Genomic DNA, 14,361 nt, shown 5'->3' with positions numbered 1-14,361 from the left:
AAATTCACGGGCGAGAGCATGATGATTTGGTGTGTTTTTCTCAGGAAAAATACACAATGTAGAGTCCCCGTTGCCCTCTTTCATGTCTCCAAGGACCTGGTCGTACGTGCGATTTTCTTTAATGATATAGAATAGGTGTTTAATGGGTGATTTTTGTCCCCCTTTAGTCGGAATGATCAGGTCATCGTTCCCTGGAGCTTTCAATTCTTTTTGCAAGGTAAAGGGAGAATTGGTATAGACCTGTGCAGAATATGCTTTTAGTTTTGCTTCATCCGGAAAGTCTACAAAGGATAATGTTCCCTTAAAAAGCCCCCCAATATATTGGACATCTTTTTTTTCTGTAGAACCTTTCTGATAATCACTGTCGTCCTTTTTAATGGGTTGTGGACCATTAGGATTCGCCATAGAAGAGAATCCCTTTCCATTAGAAACCAAGATCTTGTTTTCAACAGTTTTTAAACTGGTTGGATACCATCCCGTAGGGATGAATCCTTTGCTTGTGCTCTTTCCTGGCCTGCTCACATCAAAAACCGCAAGACAGTTATTGTCTGCATTGGCAATATATAATGTTTTACCATTTGGAGATAAAGCCAAACCATTTGTTGTTGAACCGGTTAATTTTGTTGGATACAAAGAGGCTGAAATGGATTCAACAGACTTTCTTATCCGAAGATCTATGACGGTAACGGAGTTTGAGTTTGCATTAGCTACAAACAGATATTTTCCATTTTTGCTGAGCAGTAATTCGTTTGGATGGCTTTCTGTCGGTATTTCTCCGCTCAATGTTCCGGTTTTGGTGTCATAAACAGCAACCTTGTCACCACCCCATAATGAGATATATAACTCTGATCTATCAGCAGACAAAATGCAACCGTATGCTTCGTGGCCCAACTCAATCTTTTTTTGAACTTTCCTGGTCAAAAGATCTATGATATAAAGAGAATTATCTTCTTTGGTTACCGTATATAAAAGATGTCTTGAATCGTCCACCTCAATACCTGTAGGACTGATTTTATTCTTAGGCCATGCTTTTCCCAGGGAAAGGGTATCTGGCTTTTCAAATTTGTTGTTTTTTAGAGGGTAAGCCAGAATGATATTGTCGTTTCCTCCCGATACATACAATCTTTTATCATTGCCGCTAAACTTCAGGCCATACCATGATTTACCAATACTTATCTCATCCAGTAGCTGTTCTGTTGCAGGATCGATAAGTTGAAGGCTTTGTTTCCCTTGTCCATTGTTGGTTACTGCAAGGAGTTGCTTGGAGTGGGACAGTTGAATATTTAAGGGGAGATCGCCTAATTTAAGAGATCTTCCTGCCGGAGTCAATGACCAGCCATTAGGCAACAGTATTTTATCTGCAGAAGGGTTGTTGGTTGGAACTTGCGCCCAGGCATTGTTTAATAATGCATAAATAGCAAGACAGATGAATAATCCGGACTTTAAATTCATTGGAAAATGATTTACGAACTATAAAGATAGATAAATGCCGAGCTTAACGGATATCTGAATTAAAACTTAACAAAAAGTTATTATAGAAGGGCATGAAGGCGTTCTGCTGCCATTACAAAAGAGATTCCAAATACGGCCGAAGACAGAAAGAATGTCCAGTCCCATTTCTTTATTTTGATGATCCAGATCAGTATAAAGGAAACGATTAATGTTCCCGCAACGATGATGACCTGACCAAACTCAAGACCTATATTGAAGGCAAATAATTCGGCTATAATACTTGAACTTTTTCCTAGAATCGTTTTCAGGTAATTGGAAAATCCCATACCATGGATTAATCCAAAGAACAAAGTAAGAATGTATTTAAACTGAACTCCATTCTTCTTAGGCTTTTTGTTCAGGATATTGGAGGCTGACGTGATCAGTATAGTAAGCGGGATTAAAAATTCGACCAGGGGAGTATTAATGTGTATATAGTTAAGCACACTTAATGCTAATGTAATGCTATGGCCAACCGTAAAAGCGGTCACAAGGATCAATACTTTTTTCCATTCAGAAATGCTATAGGTACCACACAGAACCATCACAAATAGGATATGATCGTATCCGCGCCAGTCAAGAATATGCTGCCAGCCCAGCTGAAAGTAAAGAGAAAAATCTTGCATGAATTACCAAATTCGTAATTAAAATTAAATTAAACAAGAAAATGTTTAATTACAAGTTGCTTTTTAGACGGAGATAATAAGTGCCTTTGGCAAAAAAAAACGTGCCTCAATAAAAGGCACGTTTTTTTATATCTTAAATGATTTATTGGTATTGAATATAAATCGGCTTTGGTTTTAATTTTAACAATTCTTCTGGAGTCATCATCTTGTTTGGAGCTTTTTTCAAATCATTCTTGTAGAACAATTTGAAGCCGGTAAACTGTACCGGTTCAGAAAAGATAAAGTGACGGTAAGTTCCTTTTTTCAGTTCAGGTTCTCCCCATCCGTCCATGTGCATCACAATCTGAACTTCAGGACGTAATTTTATGTTTTGGTAATTTGTTACCATTTTTTTAGTAAAACGGTGAACAGTAAATACTTTTGGAGGAAGATTGTGCTTTTTAACAATATCGGCAAGGTATTGAGAAACATAATTGATATCTGCCGCATCATAAGTGCCTATTTTTTTGCCTGGAAGAGATCCGTCTTTCATCGAAAATTCCGGATCTATACCCAAATGTACAAAGGGAAGTTCGAGGTACTTTTCAATATGTGGCAATTCTGCTCTGATGTTACTTAGCGCTACCTGGAGATCTAAAAATACAATCGTATTTGGACGCATCCTGGCAATACTTAAAACAGAATCAATTTGTTTATTTGCCATACGGTTAATGTACTTTCCGTCTTTACCCGGAGTACCGCTTGCTACGGCAGCAATATAATGAAGGCCCGGTTGTACAGGAGTAGTTGGATCGGCTTTTTCCCAGTGTTTTACCTCTTGGTCAAGTCTTCTCCACATTTCTTTAGGTGCATATTCTCCAAGAGCACCCATTTTTTTAGAATGCAGGTTGCCATAATAAACCACAATCCTTTTAAAAGGTAATATTGCTCCGGCCAGAGGATAAGGCTGTTTTTTTACCGGCCATTTGCCGGTCGTATCTCCATTAGCCAATTCTTTCAGTATAGCGTTATATTTAGCCGTATCAATAGGCTTCCGTTCTATTTCTTTCTGAATTTTTGTGGTGTCCTCTCCGGCAGCAGAGGCTGTTTTAGTTTGTCCGTTTGCTTTTTTAGCATCTGAATTGCAATTGGCAAATAATCCAATCGTTAGTATTCCAATTAAGAATGTTCCCGCTAGGTAAGGTAGTTTCATGCTACAAAAATACACAATCATCTGACTTCTCCTAATTCAATTACGCAGTGTGTTTGCTGAGGTCATCCGTGTTCAGAAAAGTAAAACAAAGTATATCCAATCTGGTTATTTAATCTGTGTATATAAATGTGTTAGGAATAAGGTGCCCGTAGTTCAGTTTGGGCACCTTATTTATGAATATGTAATCAAATTTAAAAACTGTTGAATTTACCGAATACACCTAAAGGCAGTTTAATACCCGAGGTAGCCTGTAAATACAATTCACCAGTTTCCAGATTTCTAACCTGAGGAAAGGAAGTTTTGATCAGGTTTTCCACAATAACAGAAGAGAAACCAAGAGAATAGGTATTCAGGATTAGGAAATGTTCTTTTTCATCCAGGAGCTGCACTACATCCTGCATCATTTCCTGGATATGATCTTCCAGTTTCCACTTCTCTCCGTTTGGCCCATGACCAAAAGCTGGCGGATCAAGAATAATCCCGTTATATTTTTTGCCCCGCTTTAATTCCCTTTTTACAAATTTAAGCGCATCTTCTACCACCCAGCGCACATCGCTCAATTTAGAAAGTTCCTGATTTTCATTTGCCCAGTTAACAACTTGTTTAATGGAGTCTACGTGAGTTGTGTCTGCTCCGGCGGCTTTAGCAATCAAAGAGGCAGCTCCGGTATAAGCAAATAGATTTAGGACTTTGGGTACAGGTGTTTTGAATTTTTTAACACAAGAGGAAATATAGTCCCAGTTCACAGCCTGCTCTGGAAATACCCCCACATGCTTAAAGGAAGTTAGTCCTAAGCGGAGGTTGATCGTTACATCATCATTCTTATATTCCACATTCCATCGTTCAGGCAGTTGTTGTGCACTCTTTATCCACTCACCAGTAGTAGCTGTACGACCTTTAAACCTAATGTGTGTCTGTTTCTTCCAGGCTTGCTCTGAAAGCGTTTTTTTCCATACAGCCTGGGGCTCGGGTCTGCACAAGATCAGGTTACCAAAGCGTTCCAGCTTTTCAAAGTCACCACAATCAATCAACTCATAATCTTTCCAGTGTGTGGGGGTTAATAAGCTTATCATAAATGTATTTGTCAATAATTATCTTAAAATTTCTCTTTCGCCGCTTTCATAAACCGACTGGCAAAAACGAAATCATTGAGTTCCTGGATATCCGTGTGGGCAATTTCTTTGTTAGAGCCTTCCCAGAATTTTTTACCTTCATGAAGGAACATTATATAGTCTCCAATTCCCATTACGGAGTTCATATCGTGCGTAACTACAATCGTTGTTGTATTGTATTCTTCGGTCAACTCCTTGATCAGCTCATCAATTACGATAGACGTTTTTGGATCCAATCCTGAATTGGGTTCGTCGCAGAACAAATATTTTGGGTTCATGGCGATCGCTCTCGCAATCCCTACACGCTTTTTCATTCCTCCGGAAAGCTCTGCGGGGAAAAGTTTGTTTTTCCCTTCCAGGTTTACCCTGTCCAGACAAAAATTAACACGGTCCAGTTTCTCACTTCTCGGTTGTTCGGTAAACATATTTAGAGGAAACATAATATTCTCCTCTACCGTCATAGAATCAAAAAGCGCAGAGCCCTGGAAAAGCATTCCAATCTCTTTCCTGATTTCTATACGCTCTTCAAAACTCATTTGGGTAAATTCTCTGCCATCATACTCCACAGAACCCGTTTCCGGATGGTGTAATCCGATCATGCATTTCAGAAGTGTTGTTTTACCAGAACCTGAGCCACCTATGATCAGATTAGTTACCCCAGCTTCGAATTTTCCCGAAATACCTTTTAATACATGGTTCTCGCCGAAAGATTTGTGGATGTCTTTGATTTCGATCATAATAAAAGTTGAGTTACAATATAATCACAGGCCAGTATCGCTATACAGCTTACTACAACAGCTCTTGTACTTGCCTGTGCTACCTCAAGTGCACCACCTTTAACATAAAAACCTTCATAAGCAGGTACCGAGGTAATAATGAAACCAAATACGAATGCCTTAACTAGAGAAACGGTAATGGTATAAGGATTAAAGTCTGTAGTGATTCCCTGAATATACTCAGCAGGAGATACCGCCCCGGATAATGTTCCACCAATATAACCACCGGTAATGCTCAATACCATGGCAAAGATCACGAGTAAAGGTACCATAGTGATACCCGCAAGGATCTTGGGTAAGATGAGGTATCCAGGGGAATTTATTCCCATAATTTCCAGTGCATCAATCTGTTCAGTAACCCTCATTGTCCCGATTTCTGAAGAAATCGCCGATCCGATTTTGCCTGCCAGAACAATGGCACTGATCGTTGGGCTTAATTCCAGAATACTGGAATCCCGGGTTACAGAACCAATCACCGTTTTTGGAATAAAATCGCTCACCAGCTGGAAAGCAATCTGAAGTGTCATTACAGCTCCGATAAAGGTTGCAATGATACTGATCAGACCCAGAGAACCAACTCCGATAAAGTCCATCTGCTGAAAAACAGCTTTCATATAGATCTTTGTCTTCTCAGGTTTTCTAAATACGGCCTTTAACAGGAGGATATACTTGCCAAAGTTTGTGAAATTCATTTATAGAAGATTAAGCGGATTGTAAATACAATATTAATACAAAGAAACAATAAAAAATGTTGTGGGTTTCTATTATTTATCAAAAACTCTGTTTGGTACTATAGAAAAACGGGATCTGTGGCTTGGTTTGTGACCATAAAAATGTCATTATCATTCTGGCTTTATAGGGATCAAATTTAAAATGATCGCGCTGAAATTTGTATTTGGCATGTTTTTGGTATTGATTGACTAATCAAATAACTGATTAATGACTCTATATTACATATCATGATTAAAGCAGGTCCCAAAGACAAAGATCTTATTCTTGATCTTTTAACTTATGCCTTTGAAGAAAACTTAAGTGTCAGGGATGTGGTCAAGTCCCGTGGAAATAATTGGGAAAATATCTATGCATTAATGAATTACGCCTATAATATTTGTAATGCATACGGCGGTATTTTTCTTTCTGAAGATAAAAAGGCTTGTGCTTTGGTTTTGTTTCCTGATCAGAAAAAGAACACGATAAAGACCCGCTTTTGGGAGTTGAAACTGGTGTTGGGAGGAATTGGGGTCTCTAATGTAAATAAGGTTTTGACCCGCCAAAAGTTATTGGATTCCATTTTACCACACACTCCAGAACAACCTCCCATGTACCTGTGGTTATTGGGTGTAAAGCCGGAAAACCAATTTTCAGGAGCGGGTACAGCTTTGTTAAGGGATTTGCTTGACTATAGCCAGCAAAAAGGAAGAGCGATCTATCTTCGGACTTCTGTTGACCGGAATGTAGACTTTTATAAAAAGTTTGGATTTCAGGTTTATAAAAAAATTGATGTTGGTTATCCGCTTAATTTTTTATGGAAAGCGGTTTCTGTAAAACAGCAAATTGCCTGACTTTTCATAACATAACCTATTCCTCTTTTGTGTAATATTGCGTTTTAATAAAAAAGATGTTTAAACAATGAATGCAATTGTAACCGGAGCTACAAAAGGAATTGGCCGTGCTATTGCCCTCAAGCTGGCAGAGAGTGGCTATAACGTCTCTGTCTGCTCAAGAAACAAGGAGGAACTTTCTTTCTTTGTGAAAGAGCTTGAGCTGCTCGGAGCCAGAGCTGTTGGAATGGCAACAGATTGCAGCAATAAGGAAGAAATTAAAAAATTCTGTGAGTTTACGGTCACTGAACTGGGAGATATCGATGTGCTGGTAAACAATGTTGGTACATTTTTACCGGCGTTTTTAATAGATGAAGAAGATGAGGTTTTTGAAAAGCAGTTGTTTTTAAATCTTAATTCAGCCTATTATTTTTCTAAATTCTTCGGTAAAATAATGATCAGAAGACAATCTGGGCATATTTTTAACATCTGTTCTATAGCCAGTAAACAAGTAGTTGAAAATGCAGGGAGTTATTGTGTAACTAAATCGGCAATGCTCAGTCTTAATAATGTATTACGGCAGGAGTTAGCTCAATACAACGTTAAAGTAACCGCCTTTTTACCAGGCTCTACATTAACTGCTTCCTGGGAAGGAACAAGTCTACCAAAAGAAGCATTTGTACAGCCTGAAGATATTGCAGATACTTTACATACCATTTTAAATTTAAGTACTGGTGTGAATGTTGATGAAGTAATTTTAACGCCCAAAGAAATAAAAATGTAAAGGAGGATATTGTTATGGATAAGAGATTATTTAGAAACGAGCACGACAAGATTATTGCGGGAGTTTCGTCCGGAATAGCAGAATATATGGAGGTTGATGTTACCATCATCAGATTACTGTTTGTGTTGTCGACTATCTTTTTAGTCGGTACTGGGGTGCTCGTGTACCTGGTCATGTGGATTGTTGTGCCTGCAAATAATAATCCTGCAGCTCGTTTTTCAAGATTTAATGATTTTTTTGCTGATCAGCAAAGCTCGCCATTTACCAAAACAAATGTAACAGAGCAAGAGCCACCATCAGCAAGTACAACCGGCAATGCACCAAACTGGAGCTCATCAACTTTTGAAGAAGGGAAGTTTAAAGCCAGTCAACAATCCGATTATAAAATAGCCAATAAAAGCAGTGATACCGGTCGTACTGTAGGTGGTTTGTTTCTACTCGTTATAGGAATCTACTTTTTGATGAATGAGTTTGATATTATACCTTATTGGTTTAGGCTGGGCAAACTTTGGCCCTTGGTATTTGTTGCCATTGGGATTAGCTTTATCGCCAAATCGAAAAGGAAAAATGCCTGGGAAGATTGGAAGAGCCGTCAGGCACAGACGCCTCCTCCTGCAGAACAATCTAAACCAAATGTGCAATTTGAGCAAAAAGACGAGCCGGATCCAACCGTTTAGGCATTCGTCTCTTATATTAAATACATAAACAGAAGAAGATGAAGCTAGATAGAATAATGTGGGGTATTATACTGCTTTTTATTGGCGGAGTGCTCCTACTCGAGAATTTTAACGTAATTAATTTTTACTGGAGGAATGTATGGGGATTTTGGCCTGTGTTCCTGATTATTGCAGGAGTGAATATCCTTTTCAACAGGCAAAAATCACAACTTGGCGGGGCCATTTCCATTGGAGTATTGGTGGTTATGCTTGGATTCCTGTTTTATAAAGGACAGCAGCCTCCAAAAAACAATTGGTTAGGAGATAACCTGAAGACAGATCTGAACCTCGATGATGATGATGATCAGGACAGTACCTCTGATGAACAGGGCCAGAATTTCAGTGAACCTTATACCGCAGCGAACAGTAAGAAAGTAATCCTGAATATATCAGGAGGTGGAACTACGTTTAATCTGAACGGTAGTACAGATAGCTTAATACAGGCATCTGTTAAAGACAAGAGAGGTAACTTCTCTCTTAAAAAGGAAACCAACGACAGTACACAGGTACTTACTTTTAAGTCGCAGGATAAAAAAGGCAAATGGTCTATCAATGACGGCGGAAATGATGTTGATTTTAAATTGAACAAGCAACCGGAATGGGAAATGACTGTGAGCATGGGGGCGGGTGAGGTCAACTTTGATCTTGCTGATTATAAAATAAGGAGTTTTAGATTTGACGGCGGAGCTGCAGCTCTAAAAGTAAAAGTAGGTGATTTGCTGCCTATTACAGATGTGGTGGTTAAAACGGGTGTTGCAGACGTGAACATTAATGTACCAACAAGTTCAGGTTGCCGCATTACAGCAAAAACTGGATTGTCTTCTAAAGATTTTCCTGGCTTCATTAAAATAAATGCAAGTACCTATGAAACCTCAAATTATGCCAGTGCAGCAAAGAAGATATTTATTGCCCTGGATGGAGGTTTAAGTAGTTTCGAAGTCAAGAGGTATTAATGTATATAGTTGTCATCAATGGGAAGCCGAAAGGTCCATATGAACTAGACCAGCTTGCCGCGTTAAATATAGTTCCGGGTACTTTTGTTAAAAAGCCAGGAATGGATGATTATAAAGAAGCTCACGAGTTCCCTGAACTGCGTGAGCTTCTTGGTTTTACTTTTCAACAAACCGCGCCACAATATTTTGCGTCATTTGACCAGCGTTTGCTGGCCTCAGTTATAGACTTCTTCTTTATCATTTTGGTTTATATTTTTCTGATCCTGCTCTGTTTTATATTCGTTACAGGTCAGACGGAAAGAATAACTCTGTTCTTCTCTTTTTTACCGGTAATTCCTCTGGCAAAATTTTTTTACGGCAGTATTGCTGAGGCTTCGTCAAAGCAGGCAACCCTTGGGAAGCGCTTACTGAACATCAGGGTGACCGATCAAATGGGGAACAGGGTCTCTTTAGGTGTTTCTTTTATCAGAAACTTCTCCAAGATATTATCCGTCATTCCTCTGTTCTTTGGTTATCTGTATAGTTTTCTTAATAGAAAAGCACAATGCTGGCATGATATCGCGGCAAATACCTTAGTTATTAAAGATCGATTAATATAATCTTTATCTTTGTACCAGAAATACAAGTCATGGAAGAAGTATCTATTCAAAAGGAATTAAAGGGCGGTTATTGCAACAGTTTAACTCAGCATTCCAGGTTTTTAACCCGGGAAGTTCAGATAGGAGACATCCCAATGGGCGGACTGAATCCCATAAGGATCCAATCCATGACAACAACCGATACAATGGATACCCTTGGTACCGTAGAGCAAACCATTAGGATGGTGCATTCAGGTTGTGAATATGTTCGTATAACAGCTCCAAGTATGAAAGAGGCCGAAAACCTGGCCAATATCAAAAAAGAACTCCGGATGCGTGGCTATACAGTACCTTTGGTTGCTGATATTCACTTTACACCAAATGCCGCGGAAGCAGCAGCTCGTATTGTAGAAAAGGTGAGGGTGAACCCAGGTAATTATGCGGATAAAAAACGCTTCGAAAATATAGAATATACACAACAAGCCTACCAGGCCGAGCTGGAGCGTATTTATAAGAAATTCACACCATTGGTTAAGATATGTAAGGAATATGGAACGGCCATGCGGATTGGTACCAACCATGGCTCACTGTCAGACCGGATCATGAGTCATTACGGCGATACACCGAGAGGAATGGTTGAGTCAGCTATGGAGTTTATCCGTATGTGTGAAGATCTTAACTATTTCAATCTGGTGATTTCTATGAAGGCCAGTAATACCCAGGTTATGGTGCAGGCTTATCGTCTATTGGTGGAAACTATGGTTAAAGAAGGGATGAACTATCCACTGCACCTTGGGGTAACGGAGGCTGGTGATGGCGAGGATGGGAGGATCAAATCTGCGGTTGGGATTGGAACATTGCTGGAAGACGGCTTGGGCGATACCATCCGGGTCTCTTTAACAGAGGATCCTGAATTTGAAGCACCAGTGGCCAAAGCCTTGGCTTTAAGGTACGAAAAACGTGCTTTGTTGCTTTCCGGCAGTGAAGAGGGAAATCAGAGGATTGAAGTGAAAACACTTCCTTATAACCCTTTCGAATACAACAGGAGGCATACCACTCCGGTTCAGCATATAGGCGGCCATTTTCATCCGGTGGTAATGCTGGATGTTTCTGCACAAAATTTAAAAGATCCATTTTTTCTGCAGGTTGCGGGTTATAAGTACAGTGCAGGACTGGATAAATACAATATGGCCGATCAGGCCTGTGATCTTGTTTATCTGGGAGATGCCTTGCCTTCCTTTTCTTTCCCGGGCAATTTAAAGCAAGTATATAATTATCAAACCTGGCTTGGACTAAAGGATAAAACCAATTGTCATCCGATCTTTCCCATAAAAGATTATACAACTAATAATCTTAAAGACTCCACTTTAAACCTGGTTTGTGTAGATGCCTCAGACTTTAACGTAGTGCAGTTAAAAGCTTTGGATCCGGTATCTAGTATTCTGGTGCTGGAAACCTCTGCAATTAATGGAATGGCTGAACAACGCTTGTTCTTTATGGCTTTGTTGAACGCTGGAATCACATTGCCAGTGATTATTAAACGCGTTTACAAAGAGATCACTGCAGATGATTTGATGTTATATGCAGCTACCGATCTTGGTGCGTTACTAACTGATGGATTTGGTGACGGAGTCTGGATAGAAGCCCGGACTGTAGATCTTTCCCTGCTCAATGCCACCAGTTTTGGAATTTTGCAGGCCACACGTACCCGCATCTCTAAAACAGAATATATCTCCTGCCCAAGTTGCGGAAGAACATTATTTGATTTGCAGGAAACCACCCAGTTGATTCGGTCCAGAACAGACCATTTGAAGGGCATCAAAATTGGAATTATGGGTTGTATCGTAAATGGTCCGGGCGAGATGGCGGATGCTGACTATGGTTATGTTGGAACCGGGCCAGATAAAATTACATTGTACCGGGGTAAAGAAGTTGTCAAAAAGAATGTACATGCAAATTATGCACTAGACGACCTGATTGAACTGATTAAAGAGGATGGCAACTGGATAGAAAAGGAATTAGGAGACTAAGATGTATCCTCTCCTTTGGGTTTTGAAGAATTGGAAGCAGTATGATGGATATTAGTACATTTAGCGCTTTTAAAAGTAGGAATTACCGCTTGTATTTTAGTGGCCAATCTATTTCCCTGATTGGTACCTGGATGCAGAAAACAGCTGTCAGCTGGGTAATTTATTCAGAAACCCATTCTAAATTTATGCTTGGGCTTACGCTTTTTGCAAGTCTTTTCCCTTCCTTTATTTTCTCCTTTTTGGGTGGCGTGGTTTCAGACCGGTATAACCGCTACAAGGTTTTGCTGGTTACGCAGGTTGCCTCTATGATCCAGGCAGTCCTGCTCACATTGCTGATTTTTTTCAGACATTATTCGGTATGGGAAATTATTGCTTTAAGCGCTTTACTCGGGTTGATCAACGCTTTTGATGTGCCTGCCAGACAATCGCTGGTCTATGAAATGGTAGATGATAAAGCAGATTTACCGAATGCTCTGGCATTGAATTCTTCCATGGTGAACCTTTCCAGATTGATTGGTCCGGGAATAGCAGGGTTGGCACTGGAAAAATTTGGTGATGACATTTGTTTTGGTCTGAATGCAGTGAGTTTTATTGCGGTAATCGGATCATTGTTCATGATGAAGTTGCCCAAATACATTCCAAAACCACATAATAAAAACGTATTTGGTGATCTGAAGGAAGGTTTTGTGTATATTAAACAAACGCCTTCTATTGCTTTGGTACTCCTCATGCTCGCCTTGATCAGCCTTTTGGTTTTGCCGTATTCTACTTTAATCCCAGTCTATGCAAAAGATATTTTTAAAGGAACCGCTTCCACTTTTGGTATTATTGACAGTGTCATTGGTCTTGGTGCATTTTGCGGTGCGATCTATCTGGCTTCTCTTAAACCGGGAAGAAATCTGAGGAAAATCCTGGCCAGAAACACGGTGATCTTTGGTGTTGGGCTTGTTTTATTTTCCCATGCGACGAATTATCCGTTGGCACTCCTCTTTTCGGCAGTAGTTGGATTTGGGATGATGTCGCAAATTACCATTAGTAATACACTCATTCAAACCACGGTAGATCCGGCAATGAGGGGCAGGGTAATCAGTTTTTATGCGATGGCTTTTTTTGGAATGCAGCCTTTAGGAGGTTTGTTGGTGGGGGCTATTTCACAGTGGATCGGAACCCCGGATACGGTATTGATACAAGGAATCATCACTCTGATCATTGGTGTAGTTTTATACCGTTTTCTAAAAAAAGAAAGAGAAAGAAAACTCGCAGTGATATCCTCTCCGAAATTAGGGGAGCAAACCTGAGTTAATTGACCGTAGTTTTAATGGGCCGCTGTAATTCGTAGCCTTTGCCTGCTTTGTAAACAAAGCGTTGTTCCATAGTAAAGTTACCTTTCTTTTTGCCTTTGATACGAGTGGCCACTTCTCCGGGTAAACTTTCTTTGTCCGAAAAAGTGTATTGTCCTTTAATATGGATAATAATGTCCCTGAAATATCTTTTTTCACTGGGCGGAACACTGTATTCACTGGTCCAGGAACACAATTCTTCTTCTTCACTTACTTCTGTTTTTTCTATTCCGTAAGCAGCCATGACCTGCTGGTAGGCACCATTGGTGCCTGCGATTAAAAAATATGCGCCGTTGAAAGGGCCACCACCACCGCCATTGCTGTGTTTGATCATAAAAGCATACTGATTTTGGCCAATTAGCAGCGGCTTGGGGTCAGGACATTTTGAAAAAGCACCATAAGCAGCAATTGCTGGTTGAAATGCCTTTAACTTCCACCCATTTCCAGTTTGAACAAATTTGGCGAGTCCCAAAAGACCACCTGTAAAACGGGATGTCATTGCACCATCCTCATCAAACTCTGAGTGATTAAAACTGATGACCTTATAAGCGTTGCCCAGAGAATCTTTATAATCCATAACATTGAGCAGACGGGTAGCCACACCCATGGCGAAAGGAAAGGCAGGCGCCGCGTCTTCATTAACGTCTTCATAGGTTTTAGTCTTGCAGCCTTTGCATTCCCAGTTGATCAGCTCATTGTGATAACCCGATTTTTTGGAGAGATTGTAATATTTGCCTGGGAAAAGCTGCAATAATGCCTTTTGCGCATCAAAGCGTGCAGGTACGCTAAGGTTGCGGTTTTGAAGAATGCTGTCGTTTACATTCTTTTTAACCAGGTCATCTTTATTTTGCTGTGCAAAACCATGTCCTGCAATGCCTAAATTAAATATCAAAAAATAGAAAAAATGCCGCATTTTAACTCAAAAATAAGCAGTAAATGTATGATATTTAGAATGAGGACTGATCTATTTTAAGAAATCCAGTGTTTTTTTACAAAGCTCCTTCAGATGCAGAGGTTTTGTTTTTTCCTTATAGGGATGTGAAGCGCCATAAACGTGGTTTGCACCTTCTATCTTTTGCAATTTTGCATTAGGTTGTGCTTGTGCAAGATGCTGTGCCACACTGAAAGGAACATTAATATCTTCGTCGCCGTGAAGAATCAACCAGGGGATTTTTACTCTTTTCGCCGCATCAATCACATTATAAGCCGCTTTATGAGCCTT

15 protein-coding genes are annotated in these 14,361 nt (G+C 39.8%); 7 read left to right on the top strand and 8 right to left on the bottom strand.

The window, feature by feature from the left end:
• The 6 genes from VNZ46_RS13155 to VNZ46_RS13130 all read right to left on the bottom strand — a co-directional run.
• Nucleotides 1-1,452 (bottom strand): YncE family protein (locus tag VNZ46_RS13155; protein ID WP_325560558.1); only part of this gene is annotated, 1,452 nt, incomplete at its 3' end.
• 80 nt (nucleotides 1,453-1,532) lie between these two features.
• Nucleotides 1,533-2,117 (bottom strand): HupE/UreJ family protein, encoded by a 585-nt coding sequence (locus tag VNZ46_RS13150; RefSeq protein ID WP_325560557.1) that lies wholly within the window; start codon nucleotides 2,115-2,117, stop codon nucleotides 1,533-1,535.
• A gap of 142 nt (nucleotides 2,118-2,259) precedes the next feature.
• Nucleotides 2,260-3,309, bottom strand: a complete 1,050-nt coding sequence (locus VNZ46_RS13145; RefSeq protein WP_133780051.1) for a hypothetical protein — start codon at nucleotides 3,307-3,309, stop codon at nucleotides 2,260-2,262.
• A 191-nt stretch (nucleotides 3,310-3,500) separates the two neighbouring features.
• Nucleotides 3,501-4,382, bottom strand: coding sequence for a class I SAM-dependent methyltransferase (locus VNZ46_RS13140; RefSeq protein WP_108553148.1), 882 nt, complete (start codon nucleotides 4,380-4,382; stop codon nucleotides 3,501-3,503).
• Between the two features lie 23 nt (nucleotides 4,383-4,405).
• Nucleotides 4,406-5,158, bottom strand: a complete 753-nt coding sequence (locus VNZ46_RS13135; RefSeq protein WP_199082947.1) for an ABC transporter ATP-binding protein — start codon at nucleotides 5,156-5,158, stop codon at nucleotides 4,406-4,408.
• Entirely contained in the window at nucleotides 5,155-5,889 is a 735-nt protein-coding gene (locus VNZ46_RS13130) for an MlaE family ABC transporter permease (protein ID WP_133780052.1), read from the bottom strand. The genes VNZ46_RS13135 and VNZ46_RS13130 overlap by 4 nt, the downstream gene beginning before the upstream one ends.
• A gap of 267 nt (nucleotides 5,890-6,156) precedes the next feature.
• Between VNZ46_RS13130 and VNZ46_RS13125 the strand changes: the two genes are divergently transcribed.
• The 7 genes from VNZ46_RS13125 to VNZ46_RS13095 all read left to right on the top strand — a co-directional run bounded on the left by VNZ46_RS13125 (nucleotide 6,157) and on the right by VNZ46_RS13095 (nucleotide 13,097).
• Nucleotides 6,157-6,759 (top strand): GNAT family N-acetyltransferase, encoded by a 603-nt coding sequence (locus tag VNZ46_RS13125; RefSeq protein ID WP_325560556.1) that lies wholly within the window; start codon nucleotides 6,157-6,159, stop codon nucleotides 6,757-6,759.
• Nucleotides 6,760-6,826: 67 nt separating this feature from the next.
• Complete coding sequence (locus tag VNZ46_RS13120; protein ID WP_325560555.1) at nucleotides 6,827-7,522, top strand: SDR family oxidoreductase; 696 nt, start codon at nucleotides 6,827-6,829, stop codon at nucleotides 7,520-7,522.
• 14 nt (nucleotides 7,523-7,536) lie between these two features.
• On the top strand, nucleotides 7,537-8,199 hold the full coding sequence (locus tag VNZ46_RS13115) for a PspC domain-containing protein (protein WP_325560554.1): 663 nt from the start codon (nucleotides 7,537-7,539) through the stop codon (nucleotides 8,197-8,199).
• A gap of 38 nt (nucleotides 8,200-8,237) precedes the next feature.
• On the top strand, nucleotides 8,238-9,191 hold the full coding sequence (locus VNZ46_RS13110) for a LiaF transmembrane domain-containing protein (RefSeq protein WP_325560553.1): 954 nt from the start codon (nucleotides 8,238-8,240) through the stop codon (nucleotides 9,189-9,191).
• On the top strand, nucleotides 9,191-9,790 hold the full coding sequence (locus VNZ46_RS13105) for an RDD family protein (protein WP_325560552.1): 600 nt from the start codon (nucleotides 9,191-9,193) through the stop codon (nucleotides 9,788-9,790). Before VNZ46_RS13110 ends, VNZ46_RS13105 begins: the two co-directional genes overlap by 1 nt.
• A 29-nt stretch (nucleotides 9,791-9,819) precedes the next feature.
• Complete coding sequence (gene ispG / locus VNZ46_RS13100; RefSeq protein ID WP_325560551.1) at nucleotides 9,820-11,799, top strand: (E)-4-hydroxy-3-methylbut-2-enyl-diphosphate synthase; 1,980 nt, start codon at nucleotides 9,820-9,822, stop codon at nucleotides 11,797-11,799.
• 41 nt (nucleotides 11,800-11,840) lie between these two features.
• Nucleotides 11,841-13,097 (top strand): MFS transporter, encoded by a 1,257-nt coding sequence (locus VNZ46_RS13095; RefSeq protein WP_325560550.1) that lies wholly within the window; start codon nucleotides 11,841-11,843, stop codon nucleotides 13,095-13,097.
• Nucleotide 13,098: 1 nt separating this feature from the next.
• On the opposite strand, the gene VNZ46_RS13090 is transcribed toward VNZ46_RS13095, so the two are convergent.
• On the bottom strand, nucleotides 13,099-14,031 hold the full coding sequence (locus VNZ46_RS13090; protein ID WP_325560549.1) for a hypothetical protein: 933 nt from the start codon (nucleotides 14,029-14,031) through the stop codon (nucleotides 13,099-13,101).
• 72 nt (nucleotides 14,032-14,103) lie between these two features.
• A partial coding sequence (locus VNZ46_RS13085) for an alpha/beta hydrolase family protein (RefSeq protein ID WP_414693495.1) occupies nucleotides 14,104-14,361 on the bottom strand: 258 nt, incomplete at its 5' end.

It is taken from the genome of Pedobacter sp., from assembly GCF_035566355.1.
In the GTDB taxonomy this organism is placed as follows: domain Bacteria; phylum Bacteroidota; class Bacteroidia; order Sphingobacteriales; family Sphingobacteriaceae; genus Pedobacter.
Note: the sequence above shows the minus strand (reverse complement) of the source record. Positions and strands in the feature narration are given on the sequence as shown.